The 19,825-nt window shown below is 62.3% G+C and carries 17 protein-coding genes; 3 read left to right on the forward strand and 14 right to left on the reverse strand.

The annotated features are described in order from the left end of the window. Positions 1 to 19: 19 nt before the first annotated feature. From pstA to RA167_RS08360, 7 genes are all read right to left on the reverse strand, one after another. Positions 20 to 925, reverse strand: a complete 906-nt coding sequence (pstA, locus tag RA167_RS08330; RefSeq protein ID WP_175972401.1) for a phosphate ABC transporter permease PstA — start codon at positions 923 to 925, stop codon at positions 20 to 22. Next, positions 922 to 1,905: a phosphate ABC transporter permease PstC gene (pstC, locus tag RA167_RS08335; RefSeq protein WP_076787284.1), complete on the reverse strand. Its 984-nt coding sequence runs from the start codon at positions 1,903 to 1,905 to the stop codon at positions 922 to 924. The genes pstA and pstC overlap by 4 nt, the downstream gene beginning before the upstream one ends. A gap of 115 nt (positions 1,906 to 2,020) precedes the next feature. Continuing rightward, positions 2,021 to 3,052, reverse strand: coding sequence for a phosphate ABC transporter substrate-binding protein PstS (gene pstS / locus RA167_RS08340; RefSeq protein WP_076785186.1), 1,032 nt, complete (start codon positions 3,050 to 3,052; stop codon positions 2,021 to 2,023). Between the two features lie 125 nt (positions 3,053 to 3,177). Further along, entirely contained in the window at positions 3,178 to 4,533 is a 1,356-nt protein-coding gene (gene glmM, locus RA167_RS08345; RefSeq protein ID WP_076785187.1) for a phosphoglucosamine mutase, read from the reverse strand. A gap of 92 nt (positions 4,534 to 4,625) precedes the next feature. Then, positions 4,626 to 5,522 (reverse strand): dihydropteroate synthase, encoded by an 897-nt coding sequence (folP, locus tag RA167_RS08350; RefSeq protein ID WP_076785188.1) that lies wholly within the window; start codon positions 5,520 to 5,522, stop codon positions 4,626 to 4,628. Positions 5,523 to 5,604: 82 nt separating this feature from the next. Then, a complete protein-coding gene (gene ftsH, locus RA167_RS08355; RefSeq protein ID WP_076785189.1) occupies positions 5,605 to 7,497 on the reverse strand; it encodes an ATP-dependent zinc metalloprotease FtsH in 1,893 nt (630 codons plus the stop codon). Between the two features lie 206 nt (positions 7,498 to 7,703). Continuing rightward, positions 7,704 to 8,360, reverse strand: coding sequence for an RlmE family RNA methyltransferase (locus tag RA167_RS08360; protein ID WP_076785190.1), 657 nt, complete (start codon positions 8,358 to 8,360; stop codon positions 7,704 to 7,706). A gap of 107 nt (positions 8,361 to 8,467) precedes the next feature. Here RA167_RS08360 and RA167_RS08365 point away from each other — a divergent pair, with 107 nt between their 5' ends. Next, entirely contained in the window at positions 8,468 to 9,061 is a 594-nt protein-coding gene (locus RA167_RS08365; RefSeq protein WP_076785191.1) for a YhbY family RNA-binding protein, read from the forward strand. Between the two features lie 109 nt (positions 9,062 to 9,170). On the opposite strand, the gene RA167_RS08370 is transcribed toward RA167_RS08365, so the two are convergent. From RA167_RS08370 to gloB, 7 genes are all read right to left on the reverse strand, one after another. Continuing rightward, the gene (locus tag RA167_RS08370; protein ID WP_237574234.1) at positions 9,171 to 9,638 is read right to left on the reverse strand and encodes a DUF4149 domain-containing protein; all 468 of its coding nucleotides are present in this window, start codon (positions 9,636 to 9,638) and stop codon (positions 9,171 to 9,173) included. A 38-nt stretch (positions 9,639 to 9,676) separates the two neighbouring features. Further along, entirely contained in the window at positions 9,677 to 10,153 is a 477-nt protein-coding gene (gene greA / locus RA167_RS08375; protein WP_076785193.1) for a transcription elongation factor GreA, read from the reverse strand. A gap of 150 nt (positions 10,154 to 10,303) precedes the next feature. After that, on the reverse strand, positions 10,304 to 13,558 hold the full coding sequence (gene carB / locus RA167_RS08380) for a carbamoyl-phosphate synthase large subunit (protein ID WP_076785194.1): 3,255 nt from the start codon (positions 13,556 to 13,558) through the stop codon (positions 10,304 to 10,306). Between the two features lie 133 nt (positions 13,559 to 13,691). After that, positions 13,692 to 14,852 (reverse strand): glutamine-hydrolyzing carbamoyl-phosphate synthase small subunit, encoded by a 1,161-nt coding sequence (gene carA / locus RA167_RS08385; RefSeq protein WP_076785195.1) that lies wholly within the window; start codon positions 14,850 to 14,852, stop codon positions 13,692 to 13,694. A gap of 197 nt (positions 14,853 to 15,049) precedes the next feature. Further along, on the reverse strand, positions 15,050 to 15,658 hold the full coding sequence (locus RA167_RS08390) for a hypothetical protein (RefSeq protein WP_076785196.1): 609 nt from the start codon (positions 15,656 to 15,658) through the stop codon (positions 15,050 to 15,052). Positions 15,659 to 15,685: 27 nt separating this feature from the next. Then, complete coding sequence (locus tag RA167_RS08395) at positions 15,686 to 17,410, reverse strand: transglycosylase SLT domain-containing protein (protein ID WP_076785197.1); 1,725 nt, start codon at positions 17,408 to 17,410, stop codon at positions 15,686 to 15,688. A gap of 220 nt (positions 17,411 to 17,630) precedes the next feature. Then, positions 17,631 to 18,473: a hydroxyacylglutathione hydrolase gene (gene gloB, locus RA167_RS08400; RefSeq protein WP_076785198.1), complete on the reverse strand. Its 843-nt coding sequence runs from the start codon at positions 18,471 to 18,473 to the stop codon at positions 17,631 to 17,633. 21 nt (positions 18,474 to 18,494) lie between these two features. On the opposite strand from gloB, the gene RA167_RS08405 reads away from it, so the two are divergent. Together RA167_RS08405 and rnhA are read left to right on the forward strand one after the other, a co-directional pair. Then, on the forward strand, positions 18,495 to 19,307 hold the full coding sequence (locus RA167_RS08405; protein ID WP_076785199.1) for a class I SAM-dependent methyltransferase: 813 nt from the start codon (positions 18,495 to 18,497) through the stop codon (positions 19,305 to 19,307). A 49-nt stretch (positions 19,308 to 19,356) separates the two neighbouring features. Further along, positions 19,357 to 19,806 carry a ribonuclease HI gene (gene rnhA / locus RA167_RS08410; protein ID WP_076785200.1) on the forward strand — a complete coding sequence of 150 codons (450 nt, stop codon included), beginning with the start codon at positions 19,357 to 19,359 and terminating at the stop codon, positions 19,804 to 19,806. The last annotated feature ends 19 nt before the right edge of the window (positions 19,807 to 19,825 follow it).

A 19,825-nucleotide genomic window follows, 5' to 3' on the forward strand; every position in this document is an offset into this window, starting at 1 on the left:
ATGGGTAGTCTTCCGTCGCTTACTTCGAAAACAACGCGCGGGCCAAAATGTTCAGGCCCAGCACACTCAGCGTCATCAGGAACACGCCTGCCCACGCGAGCGATTGCCACTGCGGGAACGGACTCATCGCGAACTTGAAGATCGTATAGGGCAGGTTCGCGATCGGCTGATTCAGGTTCAGGCTGAAGAACTGATTCGATAGCGCGGTGAACAGCAGGGGGGCGGTTTCGCCAGCAATACGCGCGAGCGCCAGCAGCACGCCCGTCGTGATGCCCGCCACCGACGCCTTCAACGTGATCGATATCACCATTTTCCACTTCGGCGTGCCGAGGGCGAATGCCGCCTCGCGCAGCGCATTGGGTACCAGCTTCAGCATATTCTCCGTGGTACGGATCACGATCGGGATCTGCAACAACGCAAGCGCCACCACACCGGCCCAGCCACTGAAGTGCCCCATGTGAGCGACCACCAGCGCGTAGACGAACAGGCCAACGACAATAGACGGCGCGGACAACAGGATGTCGTTGATGAAACGCGTCGTGCCGGCTAGCAGGTTGGATTGACCGTACTCGGCCAGATAGACGCCGGCCAGAATGCCGATCGGCGTGCCGAACAGCGTAGCCAACGCCACCAGTACAAGGCTGCCGACGATCGCGTTGGCCAGTCCACCGCCGTCCGTATTCGGTGGCGGCGTCGATTCGGTGAACAGCGTCAGCGACAGTCCATCGACGCCCAGGCGCAGCGTCGTGAACAAGATCCACACTAACCACACCAGGCCAAAGGCCATGGCCAGCAACGACAGGGTCAACGCGATTGCGTTGGTACGACGGCGACGCGCCTGCAACCGGATACGCGTCGCATCCTGGGCGTTCGTGCTACCCGGCGACACGAGATCCGAAGCACGAGAATGTACGAGTCGGCTCATCGTGCGCCCTCCCCTTTTTCCAGACGCAACAACATCAACTTGGACAAAGCAAGCACGATGAAGGTAATCAAGAACAGGATCAGCCCCAGCTCCATCAATGCTGCCGTATGCAGCCCGGGCTGGGCCTCAGCGAATTCATTGGCCAACGCCGACGTGATGCTGTTGCCCGGAGCGAACAACGAAGCACCGGACAGCAGATTGGTGTTGCCGATCACGAACGTGACCGCCATGGTCTCGCCGAGCGCACGGCCTAAGCCGAGCATGATGCCGCCGATTACACCGGTCTTCGTAAACGGCAGCACGATTTTCCACATGACTTCCCAGGTCGTACAGCCAATGCCGTACGCGGACTCCTTTAGCAGGACCGGGGTCGCTTCGAACACGTCGCGCATGACCGCAGAGATATACGGGATGGTCATGATCGCGAGGATAACGCCGGCGGCCAGGATGCCGATGCCCACCGGCGGGCCGGCCACCAGCGCGCCGACTAGCGGCATTGAACCGAGCACGGTTTGCAGCGGCTTCTGGAACCCGCTCGCAAAGATCGGCGCGAACATCAACAGACCCCACATGCCGTAGACAATGGACGGGATCGCGGCCAGCAGCTCGATCGCGATGCCCAACGGGCGCCGCAGCCAGGCAGGTGAGAGTTCGGTCAGGAACAGCGCAATGCCGAAGCTGACCGGTACCGCGATGATCAGGGCGATCAGCGATGTGGCGATCGTGCCGTAGATCGGCACCAGCGCACCGAATTGATCGGAGGGTGGATCCCAATCAGCGCGCCACAGGAACGAAAAGCCAAACTTTCGGAGGGTCGGCAGGGACGAGATGATTAGCGAAACGATGATCCCGCCAAGCATCAGCAAGGTCACGATCGCGGCAAGCCGCGCCAGCTCACCGAAGACGATATCACCTGTGCGGCCCGGCACTTTCATTGCACGGTTGCCGCCCGAGCCGGATGCAGTCTGAACGTCGGCCATGATGCCTCTTAACAGACCACGCGGCGCAACGCGCGCGTAGCCGGTTGTCGTCAAAGCACCACGCGCCAGCGCGGCACGAAGCGGTTGCGCCCGCCGCGCCGACACGGGATGTCGGTTACCCGGCAAGCGCCTTGCCCGCGCCGTCCTTCACCTTCGACTTCCACTGCATGCGAATTTCACTGATAACCGATTCCGGCAGCGAGATGTAGTCCAGTTCGTTCGCAGCCTGCGTGCCGTTTTTGAATGCCCAATCGAAGAACTTGAGCGTCTCCTTGCCTTGCTCGGGCTTGTCCTGCGCGGCGTGCAGCAGCACGAACGTCGCGCCGACCACCGGCCAGGCTTGCTTGCCCGGCTGGTTCGTCAGGATCTGGTAGAAGGATTTCTTCCAGTTGGCGCCGGCGGCCGCGGCTTTGAACGTTTCGGTCTTCGGCTCGACGACCGTGCCAGCCGGGTTCTTCAGCGCAGTGTAGGTCATATGGTTTTGCTTCGCATAGGCCCATTCGACGTAGCCGATCGAGCCAGGCAGGCGCTGCACGAACGCGGCCACACCGTCATTGCCTTTGCCGCCGGTGCCCACCGGCCAATTCACCGTCGTGCCTTCGCCGACCTTCGACCTCCACTCGGCATTCACCTTCGACAGGTAGTTCGTCCAAATGAAGCTCGTGCCCGACCCGTCGGCGCGACGCACCACGGCGACATCAGTATCCGGCAGCCTCACCTTCGGATTGAGCGCGGCGATCGCCGGGTCATTCCACTTCTTGATCTTGCCCAGGTAGAGATCGCCCAGCACTTCGCCGGACAGCACCAATTCGCCGGCCCTGATACCCGGCACGTTGATCACCGGCACCACGCCGCCGACCACGGTCGGGAATTGGAACAGGCCATCCTTGGCGAGCACATCGTCCTTCAGCGGTGCGTCCGAGCCGGCGAAGTCGACCGTCTTCGCGATGATCTGCTTGATGCCGCCGGACGATCCGATACCCTGGTAGTTGACCTTGCCGCCGCCCGACTTTCGATAGGCATCGGCCCACTTCGTATAAATCGGCGCCGCGAACGTGCTGCCCGCGCCGGTGATATCGGCAGCCTGCACAGACCAGGCAAAGAGGGCGCCGACAACGCCGGCGATCGCGGTGTGCATCGATTTCATGAGACCTCCAAGGGTGAGCGCACTTGAGACATCGCGAAGCTTAGGCGGCGTATGTGACAGTCATGTGACATTCGGTGAATCAACTGTGACCGTCACATTATTTTTTTACCGCGCCGGCGCCCAGCTCACCCCGCGGTCGCCGCGCGCGCGACTTCGGCAATGGCTTGCGCGTGGCCGCTTGCCTCATCCGCCCGCTGCGCTTCGACCATCACGCGCAGCACCGGTTCGGTGCCGGACGCGCGGATCAGCACTCGGCCGCACGGGCCCAATGCGCGCTCGGCCTGCGCGACAGCTTCGCGAATCGCGGTACTGCCTTTCCAATCGGCACCCGGCGTCATCCGCACGTTGACCAGCGTCTGTGGAAACAATGTCAGCCTGCCAAGCAGTTGAGCTAGCGTTTGGCCGCTACGTTTGATCGCGGCGAGCACGAGCAGCGCCGATACGATGCCGTCGCCGGTCGTATGGCGGTCCAGCGACAGGATGTGGCCGGAGCCTTCGGCGCCGAGTTGCCAACCCCGTTCGCGCAGTTGCTCCAAGATATAGCGATCGCCTACCGCGGCACGCACGAATTCGACGCCAAGCTGCTGTAGCGCGACCTCCACCGCTAGGTTCGTCATTAGCGTGCCGACCGCGCCCGGTACCGATCCGTGTGTGACAATGCGGTCCTTCACGAGCACGTACAGTAGCTCATCGCCGTTATACAGGCGGCCGGACGCGTCGACGACCTGCAACCGGTCCGCGTCGCCGTCCAGCGCGATGCCCAGATCGGCATGATTGGCGCGCACGGCCGCCACCAGCGTGTCAGGTGCAGTCGCACCCACCCCGTCATTGATATTGAATCCATTCGGGGCAACACCGATCGACACGACCTCGGCTCCCAGCTCGTGGAACACGTGCGGCGCGACCTGATATGCCGCGCCGTTCGCACAATCGACGACGAGCTTCAGTCCACGCAGGTCGAATGCGGCCGGAAACGTGCCCTTGCAGAACTCGATATACCGTCCTGCCGCGTCATCCAGACGCCGCGCCTTGCCGAGCCGCTCGGACGGCGCACACGCCATCGGTTGCTCGAGCTGGTCCTCGATCGCATGCTCGACCTCGTCGGGCAGCTTGTTGCCGTGGCCCGAAAAGAACTTGATACCGTTGTCGTAATAAGGGTTGTGCGACGCGCTGATCACGACGCCGGCGGCCAGGCGCAGCGCGCGCGTCAGATACGCGATGCCTGGCGTGGGCATCGGGCCAGCCAGCATCACGTCGATGCCGGCCGCCGAAAATCCCGCTTCCAACGCCGCCTCGAGCATATAGCCCGAAACCCGCGTGTCCTTGCCGATTAATACGGTCGGCCGCCCGCTGCCCGGGGTGTCCGCGCCGGCTAACACCTTGCCTGCCGCATAGCCGAGCCGCAGCACGAAATCCGGCGTGATCGGCGGCTCGCCCACCTTGCCGCGGATACCATCCGTGCCGAAATAACGACGACTCATGTTGAACTCCTCTTTTTCGTACTGTGCGACGCGTCCACCGGTGTGCGCCGCGCACGCCGCAACGTGCGTCGCCTCGGTTGCTGTTTATCGTTCTAGCCGTGCACAGACTGGGCATCGCACCACGGTCGTGCCCGCATCGCCTGCCAAACCTTCAATGCATCGACCGTCGGCGCGACATCGTGCACGCGCACAATCGCCGCGCCTCGATCGACCGCCGCCAGCATGCCGGCCAGGCTGCCGGCCATCCGCTGCTGCGGCATGCTGCGACCCGTGGCCACGCCGATCATCGACTTACGCGACAGCCCCACAAGAGTTGGCACGCCGGCGGGCACGGCGTGCGGCAGCTCACGCAGCAGCGTGAAATTGTGCTCGGCCGTCTTGCCAAAACCGAAGCCCGGATCGACACAGAGCCGGTCCGCGGCGATCCCGGCGCGCTCCAGTGACCGGATCCGCTCGTCGAGAAAGTCGCGAACCTCCGCGACGACATCGCGGTACTGCGGCTCGCGTTGCATCGTACCGGGCTCGCCTTGCATATGCATTACACACAGCCCGCAACGCGTGTCGCGCACCGCATCGAGCGCGCCGGGCTGACGCAGGCCCCAGATATCGTTGATCAAGTCCGCGCCGGCGTCGAGCGCGGCGCGCATCACTTCGGGCTTGTACGTATCGACCGAGATCGGCACGCCCGTATCGCGCAACGCGTCGATCAAAGGCAGCACCCGCGTCAGTTCCTCGTCCAGCGAGACCGGCGGTGCGCCAGGCCGCGTCGATTCGCCGCCGATGTCGATCAGGTCCGCCCCCTCGTCGATCATCTGCTGGGCGCGCGCACGCGCGGCATCATAGCCAACGAAATGTCCGCCATCGGAGAACGAATCTGGCGTCACGTTCAAAATGCCCATCACTAGGGGCCGCGCTAGCGTAAGCCTGAAGCGGCCACATTGCAACGTCGTGCCGGCGGCCGGGCCGGTTGTGCTAGGAGTACTCGACATCGAATAGGCATACCCGAGAGAAAATAAATGACAAAGGGCTGGTGCACCAGCACCAGCCCTTGGCGGGGAAACGGTTGCGGTTTTACGCGGGGGCGGTCGCGCCCGGCGCGGGCTTCACCTCGGCGCCGCCTCCTGTGCCGCCGCTCGGCGCGTCGCCGGACGGCGGGGGCAGGTTCTTTGGCGGACGCGGATCATTGCCAGACATAATGTCATTGATCTGGTCGGCGTCGATCGTCTCCCATTCGAGCAGCGCCTTGACCATCGCCTCGACCTTTTCGCGGTTATCCTCCAGCAGCGTGCGCGCCAGCGCATATTGCTCGTCGAGGATGCGGCGAATCTCCGCGTCGACCTTCTGTTGCGTCGCCTCGGACACCGAGCGCGACGACATCCGGCCGAACATGCCGTCCTGCTCAGTATCGATATAGACCATCGTCCCAAGCACGTCGGACATGCCGTAGCGCGTCACCATGTCGCGGGCCATTTTGGTCGCCCGTTCAAAGTCATTGGACGCGCCGGTCGACATTGAATTCAAGAAGACTTCCTCGGCAGCGCGGCCGCCAAACAGGATCGCGATCTCCTCGAGCATCTTGTCGCGGTACAGGTTGACGCGATCATGCTCGGGCAACTGCCACGTGACGCCCAGCGCCCAGCCGCGCGGCATAATCGTCACCTTGTGAACGGGATCGGCGTGCGGCAGCAGCTTCGCGACGACTGCATGGCCCGACTCGTGATACGCGGTATTGCGACGCTCCTCTTCGCGCATCACGGCTGACTTGCGCTCCGGGCCCATGAAGATCTTGTCCTTGGCATCCTCGAAATCCTGCATCTCGACAATGCGCTTGCCGCGACGCGCGGCGAACAGCGCCGCCTCGTTCACCAGATTCGCGAGGTCCGCGCCGGAAAAGCCTGGCGTGCCGCGCGCCACCACTGACGCATCGACATCGTTTGAAATCGGCACTTTGCGCAGATGGACCTTCAGGATCTGCTCGCGTCCGCGGATGTCCGGCAAACCAACGTAGACCTGACGGTCGAAACGTCCGGGACGCAGCAGTGCTTTGTCGAGCACGTCGGAGCGATTGGTCGCGGCAATGACGATCACGCCCGAATTGGCCTCGAAACCGTCCATCTCGACCAGCATCTGGTTCAGCGTCTGTTCGCGCTCGTCGTTGCCGCCGCCCATGCCGGCGCCGCGATGGCGGCCGACCGCGTCGATTTCGTCGATGAACACGATACAGGGTGCGTGCTTCTTCGCCTGTTCGAACATATCGCGTACACGGGCTGCGCCCACGCCGACGAACATTTCAACGAAGTCCGAACCCGAAATACTGAAGAACGGCACCTTCGCTTCACCGGCGATCGCACGCGCAAGCAACGTCTTGCCGGTCCCCGGCGGTCCGACGAGCAGCACACCGCGCGGAATACGGCCGCCGAGCTTCTGAAATTTCTGCGGATCGCGCAGGAAATCGACTAGCTCGGTCACTTCCTCCTTCGCCTCATCGCAGCCCGCAACGTCGGTAAAATTCACCGCATTGTTGTTTTCATCGATGAGCCGCGCACGCGACTTGCCGAACGAAAACGCCCCGCCTTTGCCGCCGCCTTGCATCTGTCGCATCATGTAAAACCAAAACCCGATGATCAAGATCGTCGGGCCGAGGTAGTACAGCGCGGACACCAGCGCGTTCGGTTCATCATCGGCCTTGCCACTGACCTGCACGCCATACTTCATCAGGTCACCGACCATCCAGATGTCGCCGGGCGACACAATCTGATATTTTTGGCCGTCCGCAGGAGTAACGGTGAGGTTGCGGCCCTGGACGATGACGTTCTTGACCTTGCCATTCTTCGCGTCGTCCATGAACTGCGAATACGTGACGCCTTCCTGGACGCGGGGCTTGTCGAACTGCTTGAACACCGTAAACAGCACCAGTGCGATGACAAGCCACACTGCCGCCTTGGAAAACATGTTGTTGTTCAACGCACCACTCCTTCACTCATATAGGGCGGCATCCGACTTCCCGCCAGAAAGCCAACCACCTTTGGGCATTCTAATCCAGTCCGCTTCCCCCTGCCAGAGCGATTGATTCTCGGGCGGATAGCGAAAAACTTGAAAAAACCCACGCGTTTTGCGCGTTTCGGCGCGCAATGCCGAAACAGTACGCTACCGAACCAATGTTCCTGCATTCACGCCCGCGGATGCTTCAGCACCCGACCGAGAATAAACGTTTCCGATGATTTGTCGCGCGAGGCCTTCGGCTTGCGCGCCGCCACGGTCTTGAACTGGTGTTTGAACCGCTCGACGATCTGACTGTAGCCGCTGCCATGAAAACACTTAACCAACAGCGCTCCCTGTGGTGTCAAGTGATCCTGCGCAAATTCGAGCGCCAAATCGCACACGTGCTCGATCCGCGCCGCATCCGCCACCGCGACACCTGACAGGTTGGGGGCCATGTCGGAAATGACAAGGTCTACCGCGCGGCCATCGACGGCCGCCTCCAGCTGCGCCAGTATCGCATCATCGCGGAAATCGCCCTGGATGAACGTCACGTCGGCGATCGGCTCCATCGGCAGCATATCCAGCGCAATGATCATGCCGTCAATGCCGCCGCCGGCACGGTGGGGGCTGGCTGCCAGCTTGTTGCGCGCGTATTGACTCCAGCTTCCCGGTGCGGCGCCCAGGTCGACGATCACCTGTCCGGGCCGGATCAGCTTGTCCTGTTCGTCGATTTCCTTGAGCTTGTACGCCGCGCGTGCCCGATATCCGTCGCGCTGCGCGAGTTTGACGTACGGATCATTGAGGTGGTCATGTAACCACGATTGATTGAAACGGTTTTTTGCCATAAAAGAGTTTAAATGTGGCCCGAGCGACACGGTGACGGCTCTTTTGGCGGATAATAAGCGTCTTTTGCGGCCGCGTTGGCTGCTGCCCTGCTTGCCGGATTACCCCCATGCCTGCCCTTACCCTTTCCTACGCCGAGCGTAGCGCGCTGCGCTCGCAAGCCCATCCGCTGAAGCCAGTCGTCTTGATCGGCGCAGATGGATTGACCGACGCGGTGCTCAACGAGATCGACGTGCACCTGAACGCGCATGAGTTGATTAAGATCCGCGTGTTTGGCGACGAGCGCGACGAGCGCGCGGCGCTTTACGACACGATCTGTGACCGTCTGTCGGCGGCGCCTATTCAACATATCGGCAAATTGCTGGTAATTTGGAGACCACGACGCGACGATACTGCTGCCAGCGCCCCGCGCGGCACAGCCTCGCGCGCCCCCCGCACGGTCCAGGCTCGCCGCGCCGTGCCGCAGCGCAACGCCGACGTGCCGAGCGCCGGCACCGCCCGCTGCGCCGCGCGCCGCGACACGTCGACGGCCGGTGCCGCGCCACGTGTCGTCAAAGTTGTAAAACCGTCCAGCACGATACGGCGCCCAAAGCCGCAATTGGTCAAGGTGCTCGGCAATGAACGCGTCACCGCTGGCGGCAATGTCAAAAAGGCGAAAAAGCGACAGACAAGTCCGAAGCGCCAGCACCAGTCTAACAAATAGGCACCACCGACCTGCTACCGAATCCCGGGCGTCCACGCGCGACGCTTGACGGCATGCGATTGCACACAGCCTGCACGGCGAGCGCACCGTGATGGCGGCGGGCGATCGCTCAGAACATTGACCGCGTGGCGACCGGCAAGCGCCACACCAGTACGAGGCCGAGCAGGCTTTGCACCAGGTAGATGGCGCTGGATGCGAAGTGCAAAGCACCAAAGCGCGCCGCATAGGCGGAATCTCCGACATCCGTCCCGGCTTGCTGCGCCGCGACGCGCAATTCGTTCATGAACGGCTGCAGCGCGAAATAGCCGACCAGCACGCATACCAGCATCGCGATGATCACCCAGCGCGCGCCCCGGTACGCCCGGTCGCCGCGTTTAACAAACGCGTGCGCGCACCCGAGCAGCACGATACCAGCCACCACGCCGATCACCGCCTGCGTGTGGAACAGCGAGGCGGCGACCATGCCCGCACTCGTGCGATCGAGCGACGCAAACAGGGTCGGCGCAGCCAGGTAGCCGATGCTGACGAGACTGCCGACCCACAGCATCGCGAGCAGGCGGAACAGGCGCTGTGCAATCATCGTTCGAATGGCGCAATCATTAGGAGCATGACATTTTACTCGTAACGTACCGTGATGATCTCGTACTCACGCACGCCGCTGGGCGCTTGCACCGCCGCCACATCGCCCTCGAACTTGCCAATCAACGCGCGAGCAATTGGCGAACTGACTGAAATCAGCCCATGTTCGAGATCCGCCTCGTCGTCTCCGACGATTTGGTAGGTGACCTTGTCACCCGAATCGAGATCCTCGAGATCGACGGTGGCGCCGAATACGATGCGCCCGTCCGCATCGACCGCCTTCGGATCGATAATTTGCGCGGCCGACAATTTCGATTCGAGTTCAGCGATGCGGCCCTCGATAAACGCCTGCTTCTCCTTCGCGGCATCGTACTCGGCGTTTTCCGATAAATCACCTTGTGCACGCGCCTCGGCGATCGCGTGGATCACCGACGGACGCTCGACCGACTTCAGTCGTTGCAATTCGTCACGCAGTTGGTCAGCACCGCGCTTCGTCAGTGGAATAGTGCTCATAACAGGCTCAGGGTTAAAAAAATTACCGCGGTTGATCGCATCCCATTTCGGGATACCGCTCAACCGCGGCTCATAGGGCTACTTCGGGTACCACCGACGGGTACAAACGCATCTTACCTCATCTGCGCAAGCACGCCGCCGGATCGACAATCAGTTTAGGCGAGCATGAAGCCCTTGTAAATCATAGACCTCAAGGTTTTTCAAATAGCGCAGGCCTTCGACTGCAGCGCGCGCACCGGACATCGTCGTGTAGTACGTCACCTTGTTCGCCTGCGCGCTCATGCGAATCGAGCGCGAATCAGCGATCGCTGTCCGGGTTTCATCGACAGTCGTGAATACGAGCGCGATTTCGCCGTTCTTGATCATGTCGACGATATGCGGCCGACCGTCCTTGACCTTATTGACGACTTTGACCGGCACACCTGCAGCCGCAATCGCCATGGCCGTTCCCTTCGTCGCGACCAAGGGATAGCCTAGCTCATGCAGCATGCGCGCTAACTCGACGGCCTTGGGCTTATCCGCGTCCATCACGGTCAGCAGCACGGTGCCCGAAGCGGGCAGCCGCGAGCCGGCAGCTAGTTGCGACTTGAACAGCGCCTCGCCGAACGTGCGTCCAACGCCCATCACTTCACCGGTCGAACGCATCTCTGGTCCCAGCACCGGATCGACAGCCGGGAACTTGATGAACGGGAACACCGCCTCCTTCACGCTGAAGTAAGGCGGCTCAACCTCCTGTGTCACCCGCTGCGCGACCAGCGTCTGTCCGACCATCGCGCGCGCGGCGATCTTGGCCAGTTGCAGCCCAGTCGCCTTCGATACGTACGGCACCGTGCGTGACGCGCGCGGATTGACTTCCAGCACGTAGATCACATCGCCGAGCGTACCGTTGGCCTGCGGCACCTGCTGGATGGCGAACTGTACGTTCATCAGCCCGATCACGTTCAGCGCCCGCGCCATCGCCGCGGTCTGCCGCTTGAGTTCGGTCACGGTCGCAGCCGACAGCGAATAAGGTGGCAGCGAGCAGGCAGAATCTCCAGAGTGCACGCCCGCCTGCTCAATATGCTCCATGACACCGCCAATGAAGACCGCACTGCCGTCACAAATGCAATCAACATCACATTCGATCGCGTCATTCAGGAACCGATCCAGCAACACCGGCGAATCGTTCGAGACCTTGACCGCTTCGCGCATATAGCGTTCCAGGTCACGCGGCGCATGCACGATCTCCATCGCGCGGCCGCCCAGCACGTAGGAGGGACGCACGACAAGCGGATAGCCGATCTCGCCGGCTAGCTGCAGTGCTTCGTCCTCGGTGCGAGCGGTCCGATTCGGCGGCTGACGCAGGCCGAGCGATTGCAACAGCTTCTGGAAGCGCTCGCGGTCCTCGGCCGCATCGATCATGTCCGGCGATGTACCCACGATCGGCACACCATTGGCCTCCAGATCCAGCGCAAGCTTCAACGGCGTCTGGCCGCCGTATTGCACGATCACGCCGAGCGGCTTTTCCTTGTCGACGATCTCGAGCACGTCCTCCAGCGTCAGCGGCTCGAAATAAAGCCGATCCGACGTGTCATAGTCGGTCGATACCGTTTCCGGATTGCAGTTGACCATGATCGTCTCGTAGCCGTCCTCGCGCATCGCCAGCGCGGCATGCACGCAGCAATAGTCGAATTCGATGCCCTGGCCAATCCGGTTCGGGCCGCCGCCCAGCACCATAATCTTTTTGTTCGTCGTCGGCTGCGCCTCGCACTCCTGCTCGTACGTCGAGTACATGTAAGCGGTTTTCGTCGCAAACTCCGCCGCGCAAGTGTCCACGCGTTTGTATACCGGCCGCACATTCAACTCGATGCGACGCGCGCGTACCTCAGCCGGGCTTGCGCCCGTCAGCTTGGCCAGACGCCGGTCCGAGAAGCCGCTCTGCTTCAAGTACAACAGCTCGTCGCGCGACAGGCTGACCAGCGAGCGTGCGGCGAGCGCTTTTTCCTTCAGCACGATCTGCTCGATCTGGGCGAGGAACCACGGATCAATCCCGGTTTCGTCGAAGATCTCGTCGCGCGACAACCCCACGCGGAATGCATCGCCAACATACCAGATCCGGTCCGGACCCGGCGTGCCGATCTGCTCGACAATCTCGTCGCGGTCCGTGGACTTTTCGTCCAGTCCGTCCACGCCGACCTCCAGCCCCCGCAGCGCCTTCTGAAACGATTCCTGGAACGTGCGTCCGATCGCCATCACCTCGCCGACGGACTTCATCTGGGTGGTCAAGTGCGGATCGGCCTCGCGAAATTTCTCGAACGCAAAGCGCGGTACCTTCGTGACCACGTAGTCAATCGTCGGCTCGAACGAGGCCGGCGTCTGGCCACCGGTGATCTCGTTCTTCAATTCATCCAGCGTATAGCCGACCGCGAGCTTGGCTGCAACCTTCGCGATCGGGAATCCCGTTGCCTTCGACGCGAGCGCAGACGAGCGCGACACGCGCGGATTCATCTCGATCACGATCATGCGACCATCGCGCGGATTGATCGCAAATTGCACGTTCGAGCCGCCCGTATCCACGCCGATCTCGCGCAGCACTGCAAGCGACGCGTCGCGCATCAATTGGTATTCCTTGTCGGTCAGCGTCTGCGCGGGCGCGACAGTGATCGAGTCGCCGGTATGGATACCCATCGGATCGAGATTCTCGATCGAGCAGACAATGATGCAGTTGTCGTGCCGGTCACGCACAACCTCCATCTCGAATTCCTTCCAACCCAGCAGCGATTCCTCGATCAGCAACTCGCGCGTGGGCGACAAATCTAGGCCGCGCTTACAGATCTCCTCGAACTCGACACGGTTGTATGCAATACCGCCCCCCGAGCCGCCGAGCGTGAACGATGGCCGGATCACCACTGGGTAGCCCGCGCCACCGGTCGCCTGGGCAATCTCGGCCTGGACCTTCAGCGCCTCTTCCCACGAGTGCGCAATTCCCGACTTGGCCGAGCCCAACCCGATCCGGTCCATCGCCTCCTTGAACTTCTGCCGATCCTCGGCCTTGTCGATCGCCGCGGGCGACGCGCCGATCAACTCGACGCCGTATTTGTCCAGCACGCCGTGCCGATGCAGGTCCAGCGCGCAGTTCAGCGCGGTCTGGCCTCCCATCGTCGGCAGGATCGCGTCGGGACGCTCCTTCGCGATGATCGTCTCGACGACTTCCCAGGTGATCGGTTCGATGTACGTGACGTCGGCCGTATCCGGGTCGGTCATGATCGTCGCCGGATTGCTGTTGACCAAGATCACCTTATAGCCTTCCTCGCGCAGTGCCTTGCACGCCTGCGCGCCGGAATAGTCGAACTCGCACGCCTGGCCGATGATGATCGGCCCCGCGCCGATGATAAGAATACTGTTGATGTCTGTCCGCTTGGGCATAACGCTACTCGCTGGTGTGCGCGTGTATCGCGCTGATATTCGTGTCTTCGGTTTGCGGTGCGGCGCATGTCGCACACGCGCCTGCACGCCGACTGACGCGCAGCGGGGGCAATGAGCCGCCCGCCGCGCGGTGCTATGCGGCGCTCGTGGCGCAGTTGCGGCCGGCCTTGCTCGCGTTGATCAGGCTAACGAACCGGTCAAACAGGTAGCCGATGTCGTGCGGCCCCGGCGACGCTTCCGGGTGCCCCTGGAAGCAGAACGCAGGCTTGTCCTGCAGCGCGAAGCCCTGCAGCGTGCCATCGAACAGCGAGACGTGCGTGACCTTCGCGTTGGCCGGTAGCGTCGACGCGTCAACCGCGAAACCGTGGTTTTGCGAGGTGATCACGACCTTGCCGTTGTCCAGATCCTTGACCGGGTGATTGGCGCCATGGTGGCCGGTCTTCATCTTCAACGTCTTCGCGCCGACAGCTAGCGCCATGATCTGGTGGCCCAGGCAAATGCCGAACGTCGGCACGCCGCGCTCGATCAATTCGCGCGTCGCGGCGACCGCGTAATCGCATGCTTGCGGATCACCGGGCCCATTGGACAGGAACACGCCATCCGGATTCAGCGCGAGCGCGTCAGCGACGCTCGATTGGGCGGGCAACACGGTGACATGGCACCCGCGCTCGGCAAGCATGCGCAGAATATTGCGTTTAATGCCGTAGTCGAACGCGACCACCCGGTACTGCGGCGTTGGTTGCGCCCGGTAGCCTTCGCCTAGGCGCCATTCGGTCTCGGTCCACTCGTAGCGCGCGTGCGTCGACACGACTTTTGCCAGATCCATGCCGGCCAGGCCCGGGAACGAGCGCGCCAGCTCGAGCGCCTGTTGTTCGTCGGTCCCGACGAGAATGCAGCCGTTCTGCGCGCCCCGCTCGCGCAGAATGCGGGTCAAGCAGCGCGTATCCAAGCCGGCGATCGCGACCACGCCTTCGCCGGCCAGATAGTCAGACAACGTGCGCTGAGCGCGGAAATTCGACGCCAGCACCGGCAGATCGCGAATCACCAGGCCAGCGGCATGGACGCGGCCCGACTCGACGTCTTCGTCGTTCACACCGACATTGCCGATGTGCGGATACGTCAGCGTGACGATCTGGCGCGCGTAGCTGGGGTCGGTGAGAATTTCCTGGTAGCCGGTGATCGCAGTATTGAACACCACTTCACCAATCGTGTGGCCGGTGGCGCCGATCGAGTAGCCGCGCAAAACGGTGCCATCGGCAAGCGCGAGCAGAGCGGGAGAAAAAGACGGCAACACGGGGGGCTCCTTCCGGGGACACCCTGCTGCCGACCTGCCGTCCTTGTCCGGGGGGCGCATTGTCCGCCTCGGGGCCCATTCGGCTCACGGACGACGTGCACAATCGGCCCCGCTGCGGGCGACAGCTCCGATAGAATCGGGCGCGCGGCGGACGAGCGGTTTGGGAAAGGTAGGCGCTAGGGTGCGGGTTGATTAACTTAAACTTTCAAATTATAGCTTGAAACCGATCTTGCCTCAAAATCCATCGGTCCAACGACCCACTGTCGGCCACGCTTTAGTTTTAGTCCATTTTCAACCGGATCTCGGCGCGGCGCGTTCTCGGCAGACCCGGTCGTTTCCTGTCGCAAGCCCACTTCCCGCCCGCGCATCGCAGCGCCAGCATGAAGTATCCGATTGCGGCAAGCCCTTGCACCACGACCAACACGAACCAGACCCATTGATGTGCGTGGGCCGGATAATGGCCGCCTCGCGCCGGCCAATGATCCAGCGCCGCGCCGATCGCCACTTGCAGTACAAAGATCTCCCAAAATCACCAACGTGAAACTCGTGTTCACGCGGCCGATCAGGCGCGCCGGAAAGTGCTCGGCAAGTACGGCATAGGTGAGAATGCCGGGGCTGCCCAATACACTGTAGGCAGCCCACACCGCCATCGGCGGCAACGGCACGGCGGCAATGAGCCCCTGCACCAGCACGAACAACACCATCGTGACGCCGGAGAACCGATATACTGACACGCCCCAGCGCTCGAATGTGTGGGCCAGCGCGCCAAAGCCGATGTTGCCCACAATGAAGGTGGTACCGAACACCGATACGCTCGATGCGGCACGGGCCGCCTATTTTGCCTTGCGTTTGCGCGCGTCGCCCGCGGTCTTAGTGCGGCTCGCAACCGCGGCCTTGGCCCGACCGGCGGACACCGGCGCCGCCTTGCCGGCCCCGGTAGACGCGGCAGCGCCCGCCGACTTCGCCGCCCCCTTGCCCGCCTTCACCTTGCCTACCTTGCTGCGAGCCGGCTCGGCAACGCGTACGATGCTCGCACGGCCCCTGCGCGCGTCGTAGCGCGAAACGGCCCGCCTGTTCTGCGCACGCGCCGAAAACTTCTCCACGCGGCCCGCGCGCGGCGCCGACATCTCTTTAACGATCGCCCGTCGGACCGGTACGTGCAATATCAGCCGCTGACCCGCCATCACCGTGTTGCGCCGCGTATGGTTCCATGCCTTAATCTGCGCGACAGTCACGCCATAGCGCCGGGCCACCGCCGCGATCGACTGCCCGCGCCGCACGCGGATCAACATCTTGCGCGTATCGGGCACCTCCGGCTCCATCGCGAGTACCGCATTTTCCGCGACGTCGGCGCTGATATCCTCGTCGTCGCCATCGTCCTTGGGCACCAGCAGCGTCGAGCCAGGCTTGAGCCGCATGCCGGCGGGAATCTTATTGACCGCCATCAGCATGCCCAAGTCGACGCCGATTTTCTTGGCCAGCACCGCCGGGGTCGCACGCTCGGTCACCTTGTACGTCTTCCACGTCGACAGGTTGCCGTCGTAGGCTTTCAAGTTGCGCTCAAACACATTCGCGTTCTCAAACGGAAGCAGAATCTGCGGTTGCGATGCGCCGAGAATCACCGGTTGCTTGAAGCCGGGGTTCAGCGAGCGAAACTCTTCTAGCGAAAGGCCTGCAAGCTTGGACGCTACCTTGACGTCAATGTCACGCGCGGTCGTCACCGTGACGAAGTACGGGTGATTCGGAATATCCGGCAACGTCAGCCCATATTGCCGCGGGTTCATTACGATGTTTTTCACCGCCTGCAGCTTGGGCACATAGTTGCGCGTCTCGGACGGCATCGGCAGGCTTTGATAATCGGTCGGCAGCCCGCGTGCCAGGTTGCGCGCAATCGCGCGTTTTACGCTGCCCTCGCCCCAATTGTAAGCAGCCAGCGCCAGATACCAGTCGCCGAACATGCCGTGCAACTTCGTCAGATAATCGAGCGCCGCACTAGTCGAGGCGACGACGTCACGCCGTTCGTCCTGAAACATGTTCTGTTTCAGTTTGAAGGTACGGCCCGTGCCGGGTACGAACTGCCACATGCCGGCGGCCTTCGCGACCGATAGCGCATGCGGGTTAAACGCCGACTCGACGAACGGCAACAGTGCCAGCTCCGTTGGCATACGCCGCTGTTCAAGCTCTTCGACGATGTGATACAGGTACTTCTTCGAGCGTTCAGTCATGCGCTCGACGTAGTCGGGGCGCTGCGCGTACCAATTCGTCTGCATGTTGACCAGATTGCTTTGCAGATCCGGGATCTGGACGCCGGCGCGAATCCGGCTCCACAAGTCATCGGAGCCTTGCAGTTCTTGCACGCTGCCATGATCAACGTCGATGGTGTGCTTAGACGAGGACAGCGCGGCATGCTTCTGAATGGGATTGCCTTCGACGAGCTGCAGGTTCTGCGAAGTGGAAAGCGCGGAGGAAGCCGGTTGAGAGGGTTGTGCCGTATGCTTGCCGCTGCTCGCGCAGGCGGCGAGCAACAGTGTCAACAGCGCGCTGAGTATCAATCGCATTAAACGTCTCGGATTCCAAAGGGGCGCCGGAAAATTGGGTCCGATAGTACGCAGAACGCGTGCGTCGCGTCAACCTAAAAACTGTAAAAAAGCCTGCAAAATCCGTGCGTTGAGACCTGTTCTTCAGGTCCCGTGCGAAATCCGCCATCGATGTGAGGGTCTCGACATGCGGCGTCGTTATGATAAGTGATGACGTCCGGATCCACCGACGCGGGTAGCGTCAGCGAAAGACGTTCTTCCATTCACGCAACGCAGTAAAAGTGTCGAGCCGCCCGCTCGTGTACACCTGCCGCTTGTCGGCTAGTTGCTGTCGGATCGACGGCAGATGGGCGCGCAGGAACGGATTGACACGCTTCTCATGACCTATCGTAGTCGGCAAAGTCGCCACCCCATCGGCGCGTAACCCCTGAGCCCGGTCCCGCCAGGCGAGCAAGTCGACGTTGTCCGGCTCCACCGCCAGCGCGAATGCGATATTGGACAATGTGTATTCGTGCGCGCAATGCACTTCGGTGGCATCGGGCAGCGCCGTCAGCGCGTCCAGTGATGCCAGCATCTGCTGTGGGGTGCCCTCGAACAGACGCCCGCAGCCGCTGGCAAATAGCGTGTCGCCGCACAGCAGGTGCGGCACCGGTTCCGAGCCGGCCGCCGCGAAATAAGCGATATGCCCGCGTGTATGGCCGGGCACGTCGATCACAGACAATACCAATCCGAGCGGCTCGATCCGGACTTCATCCCCGCCCGCAAGCGGGTTCGTGACTGCCTGGATGGCCTCGCTGCGCGGACCGTATACCGGGACCGGGCCGTGTGCGCCACACGTCTGGATCAACGTGACCACTCCGCCGACATGGTCGGCATGGTGGTGGGTGAGTAAAATAGCGGTCAGCCGCAAGCCTTGTCGCTGCAGGAAGTCGGCGACCGGCGCGGCATCGCCAGGATCGACCACTGCAGCGTCACATCCGTTCGAGATGACCCAGATATAGTTGTCCTCAAATGCCGGAACCGGGATGTATTGCAACCCGCCACCGGCGTCACGGGCTGATCTGGCTTTCAACGGTACGTTCATCGCGCAGAACCCATAGATACAATGTCGAACCGACCGATTATAGACTGGCCAACCTGGACCGAATCACCACCGGGACGATACGTGCTCGCGTGGGAGCAAAGCCAACTCGATCGCCTGGTGTCCGACATGTTCGGCTATTACGCGCTGCAGTTGGGCTTACCGCAGCTTGATGCGTTGCGCGAGAACCGCATGCCATGCCGCGGCCTGGTGCTGGACGCAGCCAGCGGCGCGAGCGCGCCCTATCGATTGCCGGACCAGAACAGCCATGGCGCCGCCGATACCGGCCAACGCCACGCACCGCCGCAACGCGAAACGCTTTGGTGCGATTTCCTGGACCTGCCGTTCGAGTCGCAGAGCGTGGACTTGCTGATCCTACCGCACACACTCGAGTTCACGCGCGATCCGCATCGGCTACTGCGCGAAGCCGAACGCGTCCTTGTGCCAGAGGGACGGCTCGTGATTGTCGGCTTCAACTCGCTGAGCCTGTGGGGCATGCGACAGTCGATCAGCCGCCGCGGCGGCCGTGCGTTCGTGCCGGCGGCACATGACCTGATCGCCTTTACGAGAATGAAGGACTGGATCAAGTTGCTCGGCTTCGAACTGGACCGTGGCCGCTTCGGCTGCTACCGTCCGCCAGTGAACACCGAGACATGGCTCGCGCGGTATGCATTCATGGAAGCAGCCGGTGATCGCTGGTGGCCGATTTTTGGCGCGACATACATGATCACCGCGATCAAGCGGGTGCATGGTATGCGGCTGATCGGTCCGGCCAAAGTCAAAAAACAGGCACTCGCGCCGGCGCTGAACCCGGTTGCGGCACCGAACGCTCCCTAACGACGCCGGCGTACGCTGGCGTTTGCGTGTCACCCCTATCGACGAACTCATGGAATCCAACACCCTCATCGAAATTTATACGGATGGCGCCTGCAAAGGCAACCCGGGTCCGGGCGGCTGGGGCGCACTGCTGCGCTTCGGCGCGCAAGAAAAAGAGCTGTTTGGCGGCGAGCGCTCAACGACCAACAACCGAATGGAACTGATGGCCGTGATCGCCGCCCTCGAGGCGCTAAAGCGGCCCTGCAAGGCGGTCGTCCATACCGATTCGCAGTACGTGCAAAAAGGCATCAGCGAATGGATTCACGGCTGGAAGAAAAAGAATTGGGTGACTGCCGCGAAAACACCGGTCAAGAACGCCGATCTATGGCAACGTCTCGATGCGCTGAGCGTGCTGCACGAGATCGAATGGCGCTGGGTCCGCGGCCACGCCGGCCATCCGGAAAACGAACGAGCCGACGCACTGGCCAACCGGGGCGTGGCATCGCTCGAACAAGCATGAGCCGTGTACGCACGCGCTG

The sequence above is a fragment of the Mycetohabitans endofungorum genome, from assembly GCF_037477895.1.
Classification (GTDB): Bacteria; Pseudomonadota; Gammaproteobacteria; order Burkholderiales; family Burkholderiaceae; genus Mycetohabitans.